Origin of the sequence: Enhygromyxa salina, assembly GCF_002994635.1 — a bacterium.
Taxonomy (GTDB): domain Bacteria; phylum Myxococcota_A; class Polyangia; order Nannocystales; family Nannocystaceae; genus Plesiocystis; species Plesiocystis salina_B.
The window spans coordinates 164,459-183,335 of record NZ_PVNL01000074.1 but is presented as its reverse complement, the minus strand read 5'-3'; the positions used below and the strand labels follow the sequence as shown (position 1 = coordinate 183,335).

General features: G+C 65.3%; 12 protein-coding genes. 6 read left to right on the top strand and 6 right to left on the bottom strand.

Features of this window, described 5'->3' with window-relative positions:
• Window positions 1-9 precede the first annotated feature (9 nt).
• Window positions 10-1,551 (top strand): GDSL-type esterase/lipase family protein, encoded by a 1,542-nt coding sequence (locus tag ENSA7_RS19560; RefSeq protein ID WP_181233910.1) that lies wholly within the window; start codon window positions 10-12, stop codon window positions 1,549-1,551.
• 49 nt (window positions 1,552-1,600) lie between these two features.
• Entirely contained in the window at window positions 1,601-3,043 is a 1,443-nt protein-coding gene (locus ENSA7_RS19555; RefSeq protein ID WP_146157878.1) for a metallophosphoesterase, read from the top strand.
• 575 nt (window positions 3,044-3,618) lie between these two features.
• Here ENSA7_RS19555 and ENSA7_RS19545 read toward each other — a convergent pair.
• Window positions 3,619-5,892: a serine hydrolase gene (locus ENSA7_RS19545; RefSeq protein WP_106090824.1), complete on the bottom strand. Its 2,274-nt coding sequence runs from the start codon at window positions 5,890-5,892 to the stop codon at window positions 3,619-3,621.
• A 1,393-nt stretch (window positions 5,893-7,285) separates the two neighbouring features.
• Between ENSA7_RS19545 and ENSA7_RS19540 the strand changes: the two genes are divergently transcribed.
• Both ENSA7_RS19540 and ENSA7_RS19535 read left to right on the top strand, forming a co-directional pair.
• Window positions 7,286-7,906 (top strand): RNA polymerase sigma factor, encoded by a 621-nt coding sequence (locus ENSA7_RS19540; RefSeq protein WP_106090823.1) that lies wholly within the window; start codon window positions 7,286-7,288, stop codon window positions 7,904-7,906.
• A gap of 190 nt (window positions 7,907-8,096) precedes the next feature.
• Entirely contained in the window at window positions 8,097-9,419 is a 1,323-nt protein-coding gene (locus ENSA7_RS19535; RefSeq protein ID WP_181233909.1) for a serine/threonine protein kinase, read from the top strand.
• On the opposite strand, the gene ENSA7_RS19530 is transcribed toward ENSA7_RS19535, so the two are convergent.
• Window positions 9,391-9,867 carry a hypothetical protein gene (locus ENSA7_RS19530; protein ID WP_106090821.1) on the bottom strand — a complete coding sequence of 159 codons (477 nt, stop codon included), beginning with the start codon at window positions 9,865-9,867 and terminating at the stop codon, window positions 9,391-9,393. The genes ENSA7_RS19535 and ENSA7_RS19530 overlap by 29 nt on opposite strands.
• A gap of 616 nt (window positions 9,868-10,483) precedes the next feature.
• Between ENSA7_RS19530 and ENSA7_RS19525 the strand changes: the two genes are divergently transcribed.
• Window positions 10,484-13,084: a serine hydrolase gene (locus ENSA7_RS19525; protein ID WP_106090820.1), complete on the top strand. Its 2,601-nt coding sequence runs from the start codon at window positions 10,484-10,486 to the stop codon at window positions 13,082-13,084.
• The gene (locus ENSA7_RS19520) at window positions 13,084-13,599 is read left to right on the top strand and encodes a hypothetical protein (protein ID WP_106090819.1); all 516 of its coding nucleotides are present in this window, start codon (window positions 13,084-13,086) and stop codon (window positions 13,597-13,599) included. The genes ENSA7_RS19525 and ENSA7_RS19520 overlap by 1 nt, the downstream gene beginning before the upstream one ends.
• A 1,049-nt stretch (window positions 13,600-14,648) precedes the next feature.
• Here ENSA7_RS19520 and ENSA7_RS19515 read toward each other — a convergent pair.
• The 4 genes from ENSA7_RS19515 to ENSA7_RS19495 all read right to left on the bottom strand — a co-directional run bounded on the left by ENSA7_RS19515 (window position 14,649) and on the right by ENSA7_RS19495 (window position 18,851).
• Complete coding sequence (locus ENSA7_RS19515; protein ID WP_106090818.1) at window positions 14,649-15,353, bottom strand: FKBP-type peptidyl-prolyl cis-trans isomerase; 705 nt, start codon at window positions 15,351-15,353, stop codon at window positions 14,649-14,651.
• 5 nt (window positions 15,354-15,358) lie between these two features.
• On the bottom strand, window positions 15,359-15,730 hold the full coding sequence (locus tag ENSA7_RS19510; protein ID WP_106090817.1) for a hypothetical protein: 372 nt from the start codon (window positions 15,728-15,730) through the stop codon (window positions 15,359-15,361).
• 515 nt (window positions 15,731-16,245) lie between these two features.
• Window positions 16,246-17,991 (bottom strand): IgGFc-binding protein, encoded by a 1,746-nt coding sequence (locus ENSA7_RS43895; protein WP_181233908.1) that lies wholly within the window; start codon window positions 17,989-17,991, stop codon window positions 16,246-16,248.
• 32 nt (window positions 17,992-18,023) lie between these two features.
• Complete coding sequence (locus ENSA7_RS19495) at window positions 18,024-18,851, bottom strand: IgGFc-binding protein (RefSeq protein WP_280524019.1); 828 nt, start codon at window positions 18,849-18,851, stop codon at window positions 18,024-18,026.
• Window positions 18,852-18,877 lie beyond the last annotated feature (26 nt).

Below are 18,877 nucleotides of genomic sequence, written 5' to 3'. Positions count from 1 at the left end.
CATATGGGAATGAGCAGGTGCTCGGGTCTCGTCGCTGGATTCGCAGCGGTCTTCGCGTTGACCGCGAGCGCGTGTGGTTGTCGCGCGACCGAGAACATTCTAGAGCAGGCCAACAGCCCGTCCGAGGCGCCTCCCAGCGAGCCCGAAGAGCCAATCGCGGCCGAGCCACCCGCGCCCGCGCTCCCGCCCCTGCCCGCGCACGCGGTGCTCGACGATCAGATCCGGGCCGCCCGCGATCTCGCCCAGCGTCGCTTGCTCCGTGCTGCCGAGCCGCTGCTGCCCGATCTCCCGCCGCTGCCTGCGGGCCCGCTGCCGGGCGCCAACCAACCGCACCCGCCCGACGGCCTCCCCGGCTTCTTCGTCCCGCTGCTCGAGCCACAAAACGCCGACCCCCTCGCTCGGTTCGAGGCCGCGCTCGCCGAGCTCGACGCGGGCGCGCGCGCGGGTCCGGTGCGGGTGGCGGTGTACGGGGCCTCGGGCGTGGCCACGGACATGTGGACGGGCTACCTGCGCGCGTACCTGCAAATCCGGTTCGGCGACGGCGGGCCCGGCATCGTCGCCGCCGCGCCGCCCAACAAGTGGTCTCGCCACCAAGAGATCGTGTTCGAGAGCTCGAAGCACTGGACCAAGCAAAACAGCTTTCGTCTGGGTGACCGGGCGCCGACCGACTACTTCGGCCTGATGGGCCAGGCGATGAGCGCCGAGTCCAGCCGCGCGTGGACGCAGGTCCAGCCGGCCCCGGGCTCGCCGTCGGCGACCAAGCTCGCGTTCTATGAGCTGCACTACCTCGAGCAGCCACGCGGCGGCTCATTCACGCTGCTGCTCGACGGCAAGACCCTCGACGACATCCACACCGCCGCGCCCACGGTCGGCGTGGGTCATCGCCGGGTCGAGCTCGAGCTCGGCAGCGCCCACACCCTGCGGATCCAGCTGCACGGCGACGGCAAGGTCCGGCTGCTCGGGGTCGTCGCCGAGACCGAGACGCCGGGCGTCGTGCTCGACACGCTCGGCGTCAACGGGGCCAAGTCCGAGGATCAGGCCAAGTGGGACGAGCCGCTGTGGTCGTCGCACCTGCGCGAGCGCGACCCGGTGCTCTACGTGCTCGCGTACGGCAACAACGAGTCCGTCGACGTCGACGTGCCGATCGCTCAATACGAGCAACACTACCGCGCCTCGCTCGAGCGGTTTCGTCGGGCCTTGCCCGACGCCGGCTGCCTCATGATCGGGCCCGGCGACTACCCCCACCTCGTCGAGGGCGAGCTGCGCCCGCGCCCGCGGCTGGGCAAGATCCGCGAGGTTCAGCAGCGGCTCGCGCCCGAGTATGGCTGCGCGTTCTTGGACACGCTGGCGGTGTTTGGCGGCAAGAACTCGAAGCTCGCCTGGGTCGCGGCGGGGCTGGGCAAGAACGACTATCTGCACATGACGCGGCTGGGCTACCTGCGATTTGGGATGGCGGTCGGCGACGCCCTGATGCAGCGCCACGACTGGCGGGCGCTCCACGCCGTTCGCACCACAAGCTCGGGATCCGCTCCGGGTCGCGCATCGGACTGAGCGACGTTCGCCGTGTCGGATTTCGTTGACCGTTGCTACGCTCGTGGTCGTGGCGACGATCACTCACCTGTGCCTGTCCGACCTCCACCTCGGCGCCGAGACGAGCTTGCTGACGCAGCTCGACGCCAACGGTCAGCCCCTCTACGGTGAGCTCAGCCCGGTCCTCGACACCCTGATCGCGTGCATCCGCGACCTGCTCGCGCCGCAGGCCGGGCAGCCCGACAAGCCGACGTTGGTGCTGGCCGGCGACGTGCTCGAGCTCGCGCTCGCCCACACCCACGAGGCGGCGATGAGCTTCGAGCGGTTCTTGCTCGCGCTGTTTCCTGGCGGTGAGCAAGACCTGTTCTCGCGCAAGGTCCTGCTGCTGCCCGGCAACCATGATCACCACCTGTGGGAGGCCGCGCGCGAGCAATACTACGTCGACTTCCTGCGCACCGTGCCCGTGGGTCAGCCGCTCGGACCCGCCTGGTCGGTCACGCGCCTGTACGCGGTCGACGATGGGATCGGCTGGCCGCGATCCGTGCTGCTCGAGTCGCTCGCCCGCCGTCACCCGTGCCTGGCAGACCTCGACGTCGAGCTGGTCTATCCCAACTATGGCCTGGTCACGCCCGACCGCACGCGCACGGTCGTGATCACCCACGGTCACTACGTCGAGCCGATCTACATGGCCATGAGCGCGCTGCGGACCTTCCTGTTTCCCGAGCAGCCGGCCGCCGCCACGATCGAGGACATCCAACAGGAGAACTTCGCGTGGGTCGACTTCTTCTGGTCGACCATGGGCCGGTCGGGCGCCGCGGGTGACGGCGTGCAGCGAGTCTACGAGATGGCCGCGAGCCCCGGCGGCATTGACAAGCTGAGCGAGCGGGTGGCCAAGGGGGTCGTCAAGCACTGGGGCCGCCCGATGTTCCCCGACGCGCTCGAGCAGTTTGCGATCAAGAGCTTCGTGAAGACCCTGTTCGAGTCCGCGTTCTCGCACGAGCGCGGCCACGTCATGGACCCGCTGAGCGAGGCCACGGCCAAGGGCCTCGACGACTATATTACTGGTCCGCTAAATCGGCAGATCCGGCACGAGCGGCGGCATGATCGAGTGCCCGAGCACCTCACCGTGGTGTTTGGTCATACCCACAAACCCTTCGAGCGCCGCCGCGCGATGCGGGGGTTCGCCCATCCGGTCGTCGTGTTCAACACGGGCGGCTGGGTCGTCGACAAGATCACCGCCGAGCCGCTCTATGGTGGGGCGATCGTGGTCGTTGACGAGGATCTCAATTGCGCCTCGCTGCGCATGTACAACGAGCCCGAGCGCGGCGCGAGGCCGCAGCCCGTTCGCGTCGCGGCCCCGGAGCAGGCCGGCGGCAACCCGCTGGCCGCCGCGCTCGCCAGTCGGCTCGCCGCCAGCCAGGCCGCGGCGTCCAACCCGTGGGCGCGGTTTACCGAGGCGGTCGGGTTCGCGCTCGAGCAGCGTGCGTGGGCGCTCGAGCGGCGCAGCTGCTGAGGTCTCGGCGGGATCCAGCCTCCCGCACCACCCCCGGGGCGTTTCATGCGACCTCATTTTTCATCGCAACAGCAGAAGGCGATTCGAATGCCGTCGTAGTACACCTCGGGCGGCCAGGGGATGGGGTCGCCACAAGGTCCTGCAAAGTCGAGCAGCGGAACATCACCGCTTACCATTGTCGTGCAGGGTTGGCCGAAGACCGACTCACACACGAGCCCCGTGAGCTCAGAGCAAGCGTTGGCGTGACACGACTGGCCCGTGTCCGCGCAGACGTCATCACACGTCAGCGGGGTCGGCTCGAGCCACTCCACCCCGAACCAGCTTGGACCACAAACACCATTGACACAGCCGCCCGACTCATAGTCTCCCTCCCCCCCCCCGTAGCATATCGTTCCACACGTGCCGCAGTTGTACCTGTCGGTCTGAAGATCCGCGCCACCACACGGTAGGTCGGGCGTCTCTTCGGCGATGTCCGACGGCGGCTCCTCGCCAGCACCATCACCTGGTTTCCTTGGCCCGCAGGCCGCGAGCGACAAGACAAGGACTTGGACGAGCGTGGGGCGTTTCATGCGACCTCAATAGACTGCTGCCACGGGGAGTTTGCACCCCGTGAAGTTCGGGCCAAAGGAAGGATCGGGCAGGCACGGCCAGACCTTCCCGATCTCGCTAAACCCCTGCACGAGGTTGGGTGACGCCATGAGTGGATTGATGAAGTTGGACGGGCTATCGCGGCCGTTGGCCAGGAACACGACGGTGATGTCGTACATGCGGTTGTGGACCACCAGTGCGACCGCTCCGAGGTCGCCCCCCATCCATCCGACCCAATTGCCCCGCACGTACCACCCATGAACGTAGGCCCAGCCGGAGGCCTGCGCGTGGTTGAAGTTCCACAGAACGGGGTGCCACATCCAGGCGGCGGCATCCTGTGGCAGCAGTGTCTCCGTACGGCTGATACTGCGGATCAAGCGTCCGAGCGCCTCACCATCTGCCCACCAGCCGCCGGCAGCGAGGGGCGCGCCACCGAGGTGAAAATTGCCCCCATAGAGAGTCGTCGCGCGCGTCGGGGCGCGTGGCTCGTCCGGCCCCATGTAGGGGCGCCAGAGCTCGACGGGATTGGCTGCGAGGCCCACCGCAGGTTGCACGGGTTGCGGTGGATTTGGCGAGGCGACATTGTACGGATGCCGAGCGTCGATGAGATACTTTCCGATCAACGCGCGAGTCGGCCCGCGCGAGCGAACCCGGGGGCCAGGATAGGCGTAGACTCGATCCTCTAGACCGAGCGGCGCGAGCAATTTACTCGTCACGTACTCCTCATACGCCACCCCAGACTGCACGCGGACGAGTTCGCCCACGAGCGAGTAGCCCGCGTTCGAGTACCGCATCGTGCCCATCGTTCGGTCCTGCTTGAACCATTCGGGTTGCCAGTAGGTATCGTCCTGCATGGTTCCGAGGTTCACGTGGCCGTCAGGCGGCGGGGCGAAGACGTACTCGAACAGTTCCTCACCATCCACCGGGGCTGTCGCCCCTGCGGCGACGATCAGCGCGTGGTCCACGTAGGACTTGAGCGTCTTGGTAACTCCGGCGAACCCACCTCGATTGTTGAGCACATCTCGCACGCGAACCGACAGTGTGCCAGTTGGCACCAGCGGAGCGTTGAGGAAGTAGGTCGGGACCACGCCGATCCTGCCCGCAAATGTCGTATTCAGCGAAAGTCCCTGAACCTTCATCTCACGAACGACCGCCGTCGCCGTCAACGACTTGGACACGGACGCCGTCCCCATCGAGGCGTTCAGCGGCGTGTCGGGGTAGACCGCTGGCGCGAAGGTATACGCCCGATTGAGCACCAAGCTCGAGCCCTCGAAGATATGCAAGGTGGCCGAGGGACGCGTGTACTCGCCGAAGTCCGCGCCGGCGCAGACCTCGTCGTGAAGACACGGAACGTCCGGCGGACAGCTGTAGCAGTTGGTGCCTGTCGGGCAGGCTTGACCGTCTGCGCAGGCGACGTCGGTGAGATCGCCGAGGACCCGCAGCGCCTGGTCGTGAAACATCTCGTACTTGGTGCCATAGTTCACGTCGTCCGGCGTGAACTCGGTGCCCTCCCAGCGGAGGTAGGGTTGGTAGCGAACCCACACCGCCGCGCGGCGCGATTCACCTGCTTGCACGTAGCTGTCCACCGTCTCGAGGTGGTATCCACGAGTTCGCCACAATCCGTCCTCGTCCGCGAACGTAGCGTCCGTGAGGTTCACGCGCGCCTGCACCGAGATGCCAGGCGGCCGCCTCGCCCACAGCACATTGACGTGAGTCGCGTCCCCGTCTTCCGCCGTGATCCGAAACGGATAGAAGCCCGCTTGCCATCGGTCTGCGATCTCGGCGCTCAGGCTCGAACTCGACAGGTGCACGCTCGCCGACCAGCTCGTGGGTATTTGCGTGGGCACGAGGATCACCGCGTACTCGCTCGCGCCCGCTCGGCGGCGAGACGCCAGCGAGATCGGCCGCATTCCAGGATCGGCGAGCAGGGTGCTCAGCTCGGCGGCGCTCTGGCCTGCCTTCAGCTGCCACCCGAGCGTGGGCCTGGTTGTTGGGCTGTCGTACACCCAGGCCACAGAGTAGCCCACGCGGCCATCGGTAGCGAAGGTCGAGACCGACGTTGGCCGTGCGCCGAGCGCGACGGGCTGCCAGCCCCTGAAGCTCCGTTCGGACGTGAGCGTTTTGAACACGTGCGTGAAGATTTCCGTGCGGTAGTTGGCGTCGTCGTCCGAGATATAGAGCGTCTCGTCAATGACCTCCAGATCCTCGGTCAGCTCGACGTCAGCGTCGACCTGGGCAGGGCGAAATCCCTGCGCGAGCATGGTTTCGTTGCTATCGACGAAGCTCGACCACGCAACACCCGATGCCAGCTTCCACTGGTGAATGACGCCGCGTGAGTGCGCATGTCCACCGCCGAGCGGGTGTCGTGCACGAGGCCGTTCCCGAGCGTGGACGGGGCGTCCCAGTGATCTTCGAGGCTCGCCGTGCCAGGTGGCACCGCGCCGCCGCTATCGAGTGGATCGACGAAATCAATACCTGGATCACCTGTCTCGCCGGTCCCCCCGTCGGCTGCGACGTCGTCCTCCGGGCACGCAGTCAGTAACAGGAAGGCGATGATCCCAAATCTCGTGATACGTGCAGGCCCCACCGCACAACCATGGGTCGACGCTTTCCCCCGAGCAACGACAACCTTTTCGCGGTGTGGGTGCCAGCTGGCGCAAGGATCGAGTCGACCCCGACGGGAGTTTATACGTATTCGTCGAGTTCGGGACGTAAACGCACCAATGGGCTATCCCAGGTCAGTCCAGGAATGGACCCACTGTACGAGCTATGTGACGCACTAGACTAGACACCTCGTTTCCGACGCTAATTGACGGACTGTGTCGGCAGGTCCAGGGCACACGACGCGAGGCGCGGGATCGAACTGTCGGGCTCAGCTCAGACCAACGCCGCGCCGCGTTGTTTGCCTCGGACCGTGCTTCCTTCGCAACCGAGCCGCTGCTGGGGTCGCTCCTGTTGGAATCAGGGGCACCGACATCTTCAGACCGCACGCCGGGCGGTGGGGCATGCACGCATCCTAGCGAACCAGCCTCACCGCCGATGATGCAGACGAGACAATCTCTGGCAGCGTCCCTGAGTAAACACACGAAGAGTGGGCTCTTCATGCTCGCTCGGGGGTCGGCGTGGGCAGTCGCCAACATGCTTCGAGACTGGATAGCCTGGCGATAGGCGACAGCTTGCGAACAAGGAGTCGCGGTGAGCGTCCTTCGGAGCTTGAGAGCGAAGGCAAGACGTCCGGCACAAGGTACCGGTTGGCCGCGTCTGGCGGCGCGCAAGGTTACCCCGTGAGGAACCGACTTCAAATCCACAGTCTCGTGATGGACATCAATTCAAACCGACTCATGGTCTGCTCCGGTGTAGACCACGGGGAGGTTCGCTTCGAGGGCAGCCCTGTCCGCCGCTTCCTCGCCGACGTCCGAATTGCGACCCCGGGAACTCCACCCTCGCCTCAGAAGCCCCTGTTTCGTGTGCCTAACGAAGATCCGCAGCCATGTCGCGGTGTCGCAGTTGGTGGTCGCATGGGCTGGCGAGGAGTCCGGTGGGCACCGTATGCAGGAGCATGATCAGGTGCTGCCGCCAGACGACGTAACGTTCCCGACTTTGTGCAATTGATCTTCCGGCCAGTACTCGCCGGGACGAACTCGTGTACCCTCGATGACGATGTCGCTCGACAGGTCGCTCGACGAGCTGCTTCGTGCGGTGATGGACGGTGAGCCGGGCGCCGAGCAGATCCTGTTTCGGCAGATCCGCGTCGAGCTGGTGCGGTTCTTCAGCAGGCGGGCCGAAGCGTCCGATGTGGAAGACCTGACGCAAGAGACGATGACGTTCATTGTTGCCAAGCTGCACAAACAGCCGTTTGACCTGACGCGCCCGACCTCGTTCCGCTCATACGTGTTCGCCATCGCCATGTTCAAGCTCAAGGGCGGCCGCAGGGCGAAGCGGCGGCGTGATCGGGAGCCACCACCGTTGCCCGCAGGTTGGTGGGACGTGCCGGAGAGCCGCCCCGACGAGGCTGCGATGAGGCTGCAACAAACCGCGCTGCTTCGCACGGCTCTGACCGCGATCAAGACGGTCTACAGGCGCGCGCTCGAGAGCCGGCTGCGTGGCGAGGATCCGCAGTTGTTCGCCGACGCCGAGGGTATCAAGATCGAGACCGTGCGGAGCCGAGTCTCTCGAGCATGGGCGCTCATCAGGGCCGAGATTCAAGCCCGGCGACGGACCGCTCGTGTGACGTCGCCGATCTCCGTGACGCCGTCGAAGCGGCCGTCGTCGTAGACGCCGATCCTGTCGAGCTGTCGGGCATCGTTCGCCGATCTGCGGGCGCGTTGGTGTACGATCGCGGTCCCCCGGAGCTTCGATGTCTCGCCAGCGTTCAGCAGGCACCCTCTCTGATCGAAGGGCGGCGCTCAAGGCCGCCGTCACCACGGCTGCGAACGCGCGCGACATCGATGCAACCACCCCGGGCGTGAAGTTCGGTCGCTTCGAGCTGCTCGAGCTCCTCGGCGAGGGCGGCATGGGGGTCGTGTTCCGAGCCCGCGACACCAAGCTCAATCGTGAAGTCGCGCTGAAGCTGTTGACGCTGCCGAGCGAGGAGGCCGAGGCCGCCGTACTGCACGAGGCGCAGTGCCTGGCCAAGCTCGCGCATCCCAACGTCGTGGGCCTGTACGACATCGGGAAGCTCGGCGACGACCTGTTCCTGACGATGGAGTATGTCGAGGGCATGGACGGCCATACGATGCTCACGTCGTACACGCCGACCTGGCAGCAGACGATCAACATCTTCATGAAGGCGGGTCGCGGGCTCGCGGCCGCCCACGCTGCCGGCCTTGAACACGGGGACTTCAAGCTCGACAACATACTCCTCGACGACAAGGGAGAACGTACACTTGTCGCTGACTTTGGCGTTGCTCGGGCGCTGCGGGATCAGGGCCCCGACGAGGCTGGTGCCGATCGCAAGTTGGACGACAACGGCCGCAAAGACAGCGTGGAGGGCGGAACCCTCGATTACATGGCGCCCGAGCGGCTTGGTGGTCTCCGCGGGGACGCGCGATCGGATCAATACTCGTTCTGTGTCGCGTTCTGGGAGTGCCTGTATCGACAGCGCCCGTTCGAGGGCGAGAGCGCGGAGGAGCTGCGCTTGGCGATCGCGCACCGAATGCTGTGCGGCGACGGGCGAGGCCGCAAGATCCCCCGCCGACTGAGCGCCGTGATCACCAGGGGGTTGTCGTTCAACCCTGGTGATCGGTGGCCGGACATGGCGAGCTTGCTCGATGCGTTGGAGGAGATCCGTCGTTCGGACGAGCAGCGTCCGCAGCGGTTGCGGGTGGTGATGATCGGGTTGGCGCTGGCCGTGGCGTGCTCGCTGGTGACGGCGGCGCTCGTCCGCGCGCCGGCGAGTCGAGCAACCCAGACCGGAGGTCTCGCTGACCTCGCGGACTCCGTCGTCGACCTGGGGAATTCGTCTCTCGCCGACGCAGGGGTGCGTTGGGCTGGGCCTGCCGCGGTTGCGTTCGCGCGTGCGGGGCAGGAGGAACGCGCGCTGCAGATCCTGGACCCGGCGAATTTCGCCGAGCGCAGCACGGTCTCATGCCAACGGCTCGCCTCGGCAGGCGAGGCGGTTGCACTCGAGTTCGAACGACGCGGACTCAATGCGGACGCTACCCTCGCCTGGGGGCTGACAATCCACTTTGCCCGTGGCGCTGGAGACGACACCTTGGAAAGCCGAGCGCACACAGCGATCTACGGCATCGCCAACAGGACTATAGCTGCTCCCCATCAAAGCAAGTGATGGTACCATCGTCATTGCAGACGCCATCGTGGCACCAATAGAGGACACCACCACAGGTGCCGCCAGGCCAACACGGCCCGCCGTTCTCGCAGCACATCACGCTCTCTTGTGGGTCATCATGCGGCGCAAACTCGGCGCACAGTCCCGCCGCGCAGGCATCGTCGAGCGGCGCATAGGCGGACACTTGCCCGGTTTGAGGATCGACGATCTCCCCATGGATCAAACTAAACGCGTTGGAGCCCGATGGGCACGGCGCCGTGCCCTTAATCTTGATCGCGTTGCTGCCGGGGTAGTAGCAGACGTCCGCCAGCAGCTTGGGGACGTCTGCCGAGGAGTACTCGCAAGCCCCCGGGACGGACGTACACAGGTAGCGGTACTCCGCGTCCGCCGTGAGCGGAATGGCGGTGAGAGCCAGGGTGAGTAGCGTGAAAACGGACCGGCGGCGCATGAGGGCAAGACTACTCCTGCGACAGCTTCCCGTCCTGACTCACCCTCAAGGGGGAGCCCACCCCGTACTACAGCCCCTAAAATTCGCGGCGGATCCGGCCTCGCCCCAGCCCCAGCCCCTCGACAGGCGCGCGTCGCTTCGACGGCGGACCCGGCTGCACCCACGGCGTCACGCACGCGAAGCTGTTGCCTGACGTTCCAGTCGAGCAGTGGGTCTGCTCGTTGCCGTGGCGGCTGCGATGGGCTACGACTGTCAAGGGTCGTCGGGTGATGGCGTCCGCTCACAGAATTACCCTCCTCCCCTCTGTCGGGCATGTTGCAAACGAGCGCTGTCATGTCCGCGGTCCTGGTGACGACCGCGGAGATTCAGCTGCTCCTGCCGCTGCCGATCTTGATAACCAGCAAGATCGCGGCGCTCACTCGTTGAGGATTCCAGGTGCTTGACTCTCCCGAGTGCCTCCGGTAGCGTTTGAGCATGACGAGAAGAGTGTTGGTGCCGCGACGGGTTTGGACCTGTCTGTCTGTCTATCTGTCTTGGGGTCATCTCCACCTTGCTACTCTCAGCGTGCCCGGCTGATGAAGTCACCGGCGGCAGCGGTGAGACAGGCGACCCCGGCGTGCCAGTCCCCCAAGATCCGTTCGATGGCGAGGGAAGCGATCCGCCTGGCGAACCAGACCCAAACCTAGACTGGCCCCCGCCGCTCACGCTCGGTAATGGTCTGGTCCACGACTCCCGCTACGACCTGCACGCGAGCGAGTATACCAAGACCTTCTCAGCACAGCAGCTCGTGTCTGGCGTCAACTGGGCCGATAAATTTGTGAAGGACCACGCGTTGAAGTTGCGCAACGGCTTTCGTCCCACACAAGTCGACGCCGAGGTCTCGATGGCGAACAACCCCGACGGCAGCCTGGAGCTGACGGTCCTCGACCGTTCGGTGTATGTGTCGGACGACGACGCCAACTACAAGACCGAGATCAAGACCTTCGTGTTCGGCTCGGTGGCGCAGGAGCAGGTCCTCACGGGTGGTGGGTCTTCGGGCGACCCACGACCCACGTCGATCGACACCTTCGCGCTGCCTGTCGGCCGCGTCGGTGCGACCATCGCGTTCGTCTACGACAACAGCTCCGTCGCGTGGCAGATGGTTGACGGCCAGAGCCAGGCCAGCCTCATGACCACAGAGGCGACGCTCGCGGACAAGGGGTATCGCCCGATCTCGATCGCCAGCCGCAAGCGCAACGGCGCCAGCGAGTTCGCGGCCGTATTTGTCCAAGACGGCGTGGATCCGGGCGACTGGGAGCTGGGTGTGGGCTACGACGCACTTGCGCTCAGCGCCGATGCGCCGATCAAATGGGCCGCAGGGTACTACCCGTTCGCAGGTAGCTACGAGCAAGGTTCGCAGGAATGGCCGCGCTTCAACGTGCTTTGGTTGAAGCGCTCCCCAGAGCTGAAGCTGCAGCTACGCTACAACATGGACGATATCACCTTTGAGGGCGAGGACGCGCAGTGGCGGCAGGGCGGGTATCACCTCGAGGGGGCTTGCGCGTACCAGGACGCCGGCGTTCAGCGCTATGCTGGCGTTTGGGTCCGGCATGATCCCTACCTGCGCTGGCAGGAGGGGATTGAGATCGATCCGATGGATCCGGGGTACATTGCCAAATACTTGCCCTTTCATCAGCAGGCGATCCTGGGGATGACGCTCGCGGGCTCTAAAGTCGGGGACTTCTTTCGGCCGTCTGGAACACTGCATATATTCGAGGGTGACGACTTGGTGTTGAATCGGTCCTATACCTACGCGGGATCGACCTATCCTGAGACGCCGCTCAACGCCACGATGGCGCTGGCCAGCGTGGCCAAGTCGATCACGGCGGCGGCGACGGTGCGGGAGTCGAGCATCAAGGGGATCCCGCTCACCGCACCGTTCGCGGGGGCGGCCGGGATCAATGGGGTAGCGACGATGGCGAGTGTGCCGACGATCGCGGATGTGCTGCGCAACATCGGGGGGTTCGCTTTCAGTCCGAGCTCCTACGGCGACCATGCATTGATTGACGCGAGCCCCTACGGGCAATACCCCATCACTGGGAAAATGATGTATGACTACGCCGTGCTTGGAGGGCACCTCGATATAACCACCATGCTAGGTACGGCGGCGGACCCCGACAGCTACTGGAACTTGCTCAGGTACACCCAGAGTCAATCTGCGTCCCCAGGCCCGCGGCTCATCTACTCGAATTCAGCCTTTTCCATGCTCGGGGAGTTGGTGCGTGTGCAGTCGGGGCTGAGCTACGAGGCGTACGTGCGGACGAACTTCCTGGCGCCGCTCAACCTCGACCAGGACATCTACCCGGACCCTGGCCACCGCAGCGCCGTCGAGAATCCCACGCTGGCTGGCCTGCGTAGCTACCTCGTCAACCGCAAACATGCATACAATCCTGTCGACTGCGCCACGGATGCCGACTGTGGCTACCTCGCGTGTGCTCCGATGGACCCGAACCCAAACTGTACGACTCCCGTGTGTGGACCCGACAACACCTGCACGGGCTGCGCGACCAATGGAACGCCATGCAATCCCAAGTGGGCGTGCATGGCGGACACCTGCGTCAACACGGTCACCCCGCTGACCCAGTCAGAACCCACACCGGGGCCGCAAAAAGCCGTTGTCAGCGACGACTCGCCGACGTGGTCGACCAACGCCGGACCCATCGACCCCTCGGCCCCCGGGACTGCCGCCAACAACCGATACGCTGGCCGTGTGTACATGGGTGGCGCGCCGCTGGCGGCTGGCGGTTGGCACGGGGATGGTGCATCGCTTGGCCTGCTCATGTACGCGCTCACACAGACGGGCTTTCTGATGCCCCAAGCCGTCGCCGCTCAGCTATGGAATCCCGCGTGGTGGAACTCGAACGGAGCACCCGGGACAAGCTGGTTTTACGGGCTGGGCTGGTACGCCCGCGGCAACTGGGTGGCGATGGCCGGCGGCACTGATGGCTCAATGGCCATCGTCCTGCACAACAGGGCCTACAACATCACCGTCGTCTACCTCACCAACGTGGTAGGCGACCCCTTCGATGAGTTCATCAACCCGCTTCTAGCCACGAACCTGAGTCAGTGGAGTCAGGTCGCTGGAACGCCGCAGAGTATTTTGGGCGGTCCATTTCCGTGTCTTGACGACATGGCGACCCCACAGAACGAATGCACTGGCCCGTTCGGAGCGTACTAATGACCAAAAAACACAAGTACTTTGGGTTCGCCCTGCTCAGCCTTGCCCTGCTCGCCAACGCCACTGCATGTCGTGCCCCCCTCCCTTGCCCCGACTGCGATGAGCAGGATGGCCCCGAGGACGAGCAAGAGGACGGCCCGGTGCCGGATCTGCCCTGTGGCGGCGCCGACCTCATGACCGACAATCTGAATTGTGGTACCTGCGGCAACGAGTGCACCGTCTTTTTCGAGGGTCTGGAGTGGGAGGCCGGGAGCTGTCAAGCCGGCGAGTGCGGACCCATCTGGGTCGAGTGCATGCAGGAAGGATTTGGTGCGACTTGCGAGGAACTCTGCAAGCTTCATGAGGCGAGTTGCGTCCCCAACGGCTGCGCCGGCTCGACGGCGCTCCTCATGGCCAAGCTCTACGGCTGTGACCCGGACGACGAGCCGATCAAGACCATGGTCGGCGCTTGCGACGAACCGATCCCGTGGAGCGACGAGGACGTCACCCACGCGAGGTGCTGCTGTGGGTGGTGAATAGCGCCGGCTCGTCGGTACGAGCAAGCGCTGCGATCGCGGCCATCGATCGCTGGCCCGACGTGCACGTTCACTCCGCCGACCTCGGCCAAAGCCGAGGTCGGGCGAGGCGAGCTCGCAAGTCTGCTCGCCCGGTCAGCTCAGGGCCACGTGCACACGCCAACGTGGTTGAACGCGTCCGGAACCTGAAGACCCGTGACGCACTGTTGGCCTTCACCAAAGCCCGGGCAGGTGGAGTCCTCTCCGTCGACACAAAAGGGCGTACAACAACTCACACCTTCACAGCCAGGAACACCCGGTAGTGCTGCGCAAATCATGCCCGCATCACACTCTCCGCCGTGAAAACACTGCTCGCCATACTGCTTGGCGCCCGGCGTCCCGCAGTGAAACCCATCACCGACGTAGATACATGATCCAGATCCACAGCTGAGCTTGGTAGGATCGCAGTTCTCGACACACCAGCGATTGCCCGCCCCAACGATCCAGAGATTCCTATTGTGACGCATGTGACCTCATGGGCTGGGGGTGCTCTCATGCTCGGAGTACGACAGCTGGTTGGGCGAGACGCCAAACGGGCCCTGTCCTTCAGCACGAAGTCAGGTTGAGCAATACTGTGACCAAATTTTGCTCGAGCCGCACTTCCTACCGCCGCCGTAGTAGACCATCCAGTCGATGCTCGGAACGGCGGCGCTCGGAGGCGTTCCGGTGTTCGACTCACCCCGGCTTCTCGTGTTGGCCCCGGATTCGCTGTCGGTAGATCGGGTCGTATCTCGGCGGCACTGCTCCCCAACTGCTCCCCAGCATGACAGTGGGGCGCCACCGGCACAGCCCCAGACTCCCAGCGCCGAGAATGAGCGGCGCGACGTTCACGCAATCCCCGCCCCCCCATCGAATGTGCCTCGGGCGCAGCCATGGCCGCGCAAAAACGCGGGGCATCAGCCCCTCGCGCGAGCCCCAGCCCGTTCGACCAGACGCGCGTCGCTTCGACGGCGGACCCGGCAGACGGGCGCGGGAGGTGACACCACGACGACCGCGACCGCGGGGTCGATCTACGACCGCGAGAGCCCGACCCTCGACGTGGCGCGCGAGCTCAGGTCGGCCTGAGCTGCTTCCAGGACTCCTTGGCGGCCACACAGGTGCCTGCGAGCGACCGGGCCTCGAACCGCGAAGCGACCAGGCCCGTCAGCGGCTACCCAGCGCGCTTCGCACAGGCTCGCGAGCTCTCCCGCGTGACCACGGCAGCCCCGCAGGAGCACCACAGCTGCTCGGGACCCAAACGGCGCCGTTCGCACGGGCTCCGTTGCTCCCTCATGGGCAAGCGCGGTGGCCTCGGCGGGCAAACGCAGCTGCTCACCAGCAAGACCGCATTGTTCACGCAGCCTGCTCGGCTCCTGCGTCGCGGCTTCGGTGCGATCGCAGTAGCTGCGTCGATCCCCACTTTGGTTGAGCTGGACCGACAAGGGCTTGCCGCGATCGTGCGAGCTGTCGAGCACGGAGCCGTTGGGGAGAAGCACGATGTAGTGGACCTTCAGCCACTCGCCGTCGCGCGCGCTCGGGCCCTCGCCCTCGGCGAACACGTCGATCTGCACGCACGGCAGGCCGCGCACGCCCTCGAGAGTTTCAGCGTCGCAGTCCGGGTTGATCGCCGCGCGGACGGGCGCGCCCTCGTAGGCTTCACGGGGCGCGGGTTGCTTGGCGCAGGCAAGCAGGTTCAGCGCGAGCGAGAGGAGCGGAACGAGCGGCGAGCGACGCACTAGCGCTAGCGCACGTAAATCTGCATGTAGTTGGTCGCCGATCCAGCGGCGCCGCTGTTGAGGCCCAGCGCGTTGCCATAGCCGAGATAGTTGAACTCCATGCTTGGGAACTGCATCGGGCACACGCCGCATGGCCCGTGCGGACCAAGTCCGTACTCGGCAGGATCGTCGAACGGACAGCCGGCGCCCTTTTCTGCGCTCCATACTGGACCATAGGAGGCGGTGTTCGAACCCGAGCCCAAATCCATACAGGAGGCGAGATCTTGCTCGTGGTCGCCGAGGTTGAAGTACAGATCGGTGTCGCAAAGCAGGCCGGAATTGCTCAGCGTGCCACCCGTCAGCGGAAAACCGTTGCCGCCGAGCGCGTAGTCGCACACGGGGGAGCCGGCCGCCTCGATGACCTGGCCCAGAGTTTGAGCGCCGTCGCCAACATCCGCGTAGATCGTCGTCGCTGCTGCCGCCGCCGCCGCAGCTCATCAACACACCAACGGCGAACGACAAGATCGGACCGCTACGATGCTTGGGCACGCGCCAAGACACGCCAACTAGCGATCGATCGCGCCAAAACAATTCGGACCATTTGACGCCTGGCATGACAGCGGGGACAAACCCCGCGCATGAGCGCCGCCAAGCCCGCGGCGCTGATCACCTGCTGTCGCCCGCGCCGCCCGGCCGGCCCTGGGCGCGTCCCTGCCCGCGCAAATTGATCGAGCGCGCGCTGGTAGTCATGGGTGACGAACAAGCTGGCCTGCAGCAGCGTCGGGAAGGTCGGCGCGTTGGCGATGATCCGGCGGGTCAAGACCGAGTCGAAGCGATCAGCCGCAAGCTCGACGACCAGCTGCTCGGTCGCCTGGAGGTTGCGCCAGTTGGTCGAGAGCTCAGCGACCGCGGGTCACCAAGTGGCCCCAGTGTTCATCAGGAATGAACGATTGATACCACCTTGTCGACCCCCGACCAGCGCGATAAAGGGCTCACTGCCGTCGAGCACATACAGCTGGCCGGCTTCGAGATTGAAGCGAGCAGCGGTCCAGCCGTCGGCGAACTCGTAGGGCGCGGTCAGCTCGGTCGTGGGCCCGGTGATCATGACCGACGCGCCAGTTGGGTACGCGATCGACAGATCCGCATTGAGCATGTTGAAGTCAGGCGTGGCGAACACGTAGCGCGACGCGAGGTGCTCGAACGCCGGGATCTGAGCGAGCCCCGTACCTCGGACCTGATTTTCTTCCGCGCCGTCGGTTATGTTGAACACGGCGAACGGCTTGACCCCCTCGAACAGGATGTCGCCGATCTCGGGGACGTCGTCGGTCTCTATCCAAAATTTGCCGAAGGTGTTGACGAGATAGGGCTGCGGTGGGAGCGGGACGTTCGGCGTCGAAGTCATCACGACCGAGGTGTTCGGCTGCTCTGCCCACACGACCCAATAGGTGCGATCGTAGGTGGGGTTGACCGGCGGCGTGAAGGCATCTCGCAACCCCGCCGTGAGCGTCCCATAGCTGTGCTCGAGCGGCAGCAGCTGCTCGGCGTAGTGATCGTCGCAGAGCGGGCCGTAGACGGACCCGCACGAGTGAGAGATGTAGACGCCGATCGGGTGGGCCGGGTCGCTCGTGAAGGTCGTGTCGAGCAGCGTGCCGTTGGACGCGGGCTTGAACAGGCTCAGAACTTCGCCAGCGTCGAGCAGCACCTGAAAGGGTGAGCTGGTCATGGGTGTGTCTGGGCCGGCGGCCACTGTCCCGGCCGGATCGACCATCAAGGTGGTGCCGTCGACGGCGGCGACGACGCTGATGCTGAAGCCCCGGCCCAGCGACCACTCACCGCGCTCATCCCCGAGCGCGCGGCCCGAGCCGCCCCACGCCCGGACCGGGACCAGGTTCGTGGCGCTGAGGCGTGCGCCGATGTTCGAGTTGAACTGATGCGCCACGATCGGCTTGGTCGACGTGAGCCGATAGGCCTTGCCCTCGTACACACCCGGCGCCACGATATCGTCGGATCCGTAGAAATAGAACTCGTGGGTGTCCATGGCCGCGACCGACAGCGGACCGGCGACCGTGGTCCACGATCCGTTCTGGCGCTGCTCGACCACGACCTCCGTGCTGTCTGACAACGGATTGCCGATGATCAGGATCAGCGGCAGATCGTCGTCGATCTGGGCCTGATGGGTCGGGAACTTGAGCGCATGAAACACGCAGCCGAGCGTGTCCGTGACCGTGTCACAGGTGTCGCCGTCACCGTCACCGTCGCCGTCGCCGGTTGGGTCACCGTCGCCGTCACCGGTAGGGTCACCGTGGCCGTCGCCGGTCGGGTCACCGTCGCCGGTCGGGTCACCGTCGCCGTCGCCGGTCGGATCGCCGTCGCCGTCGCCGTCGGGACCACCGCACACGCCGTCGATGCAGGCCACATTGCCGAAGCACTGCCCCTCGATGCACGCGCAGCCGGGTTGTCCCGCTGTGCACCCCGTACAAATGTCATCTTCACAAGTGAGGTCGCCCAGACACTGGTTCTCGACACACTCACAATTCTCGCTCCCGGGCGTGCACTCGCCGTCGCTCGAGCCTTGCTCGTCGCTCGCGTCATCCTGCGCGGGAGGTGTGCAAGCGAGCAAACTCAGCACGATCGATGAAAGGACAATGTCTCGATTCATGGCCATCGGGATGCTCAATTCTGTCGACCAGCTCAGTCGGTCCGCAGACCGGGGAGGTAGCCAATACCCCACTCGCTGCTCCACGACACGTAGCCGTCGAGCGTGAGTACGACCTTGGCCGCGAAATCCTCGTCGGCGCTGATGCGCGTCACGCCCGGGTCGAACTCCCAGGTCGCGGCCTCCCAGTCACTGGCCATCCACAGCGCGGTCACGCTCTGGGGAACGATGTTCTGGCCGTTGAAAGACACCGGCATTTGAATTGGACGACCGACACCCAGCCAGCCTCGCTCGCCTTCGGGCCAGAAGATGATGTAGTTGTTGCGCAGCCGGTCGGAGGGCGCGACCGAGATCATGGCTGCACCAACCGAGATGTCGTCCTCCATCTCGTGGTGCCGCCCGCGGACGTAGTTCATCACGCCGACCGGCTTGTTTGCGACGATGACGAAGTCGCCCCCGTTGTCGCCGCCGTTGGTCGACGTGAACGACACGACGTCGCCATCGTTCATCATGAAGGGCGTGCCCGGCATGCCCAGAAAGTCGATCGTGCCGCTGTACTCCACGTCGACCACGGTGTTCGGCTGGGAGGCGACGATCTGCCAGGAGCCCTGGAGGTCATCCAGGAGCGCTGGCGCGTTCAGACCGACATACTCGGTCCCCCACAGCTGAATGGGCAGGTTCTGCTCCAAGATCGCGTAGGGGCCCGTGTCTTGTTCTCCGAACATGGCGAGGTCCACCCGCGTATTGCCGCTGAACACGGCAATTGGGTGACCTGGATCCGAGCGCATCATCGCCCCGACGATGTTCGAGTCGGCCGGGGCGGCGACCATGAACACGTCGCCCTGATTGAGCTGAACCTGAATTTACTGGCCCGGGTTTGGCGGGTTGA

Coding starts and splice junctions, on each gene's coding strand:
- ENSA7_RS43895 (WP_181233908.1), bottom strand. CDS start 17,991: ATGAATCGAGACATTGTCCTTTCATCGATCGTGCTGAGTTTGCTCGCT.
- ENSA7_RS19545 (WP_106090824.1), bottom strand. CDS start 5,892: ATGCTCGCGCAGGGATTTCGCCCTGCCCAGGTCGACGCTGACGTCGAG.
- ENSA7_RS19520 (WP_106090819.1), top strand. CDS start 13,084: ATGACCAAAAAACACAAGTACTTTGGGTTCGCCCTGCTCAGCCTTGCC.
- ENSA7_RS19560 (WP_181233910.1), top strand. CDS start 10: ATGAGCAGGTGCTCGGGTCTCGTCGCTGGATTCGCAGCGGTCTTCGCG.
- ENSA7_RS19540 (WP_106090823.1), top strand. CDS start 7,286: ATGACGATGTCGCTCGACAGGTCGCTCGACGAGCTGCTTCGTGCGGTG.
- ENSA7_RS19530 (WP_106090821.1), bottom strand. CDS start 9,867: ATGCGCCGCCGGTCCGTTTTCACGCTACTCACCCTGGCTCTCACCGCC.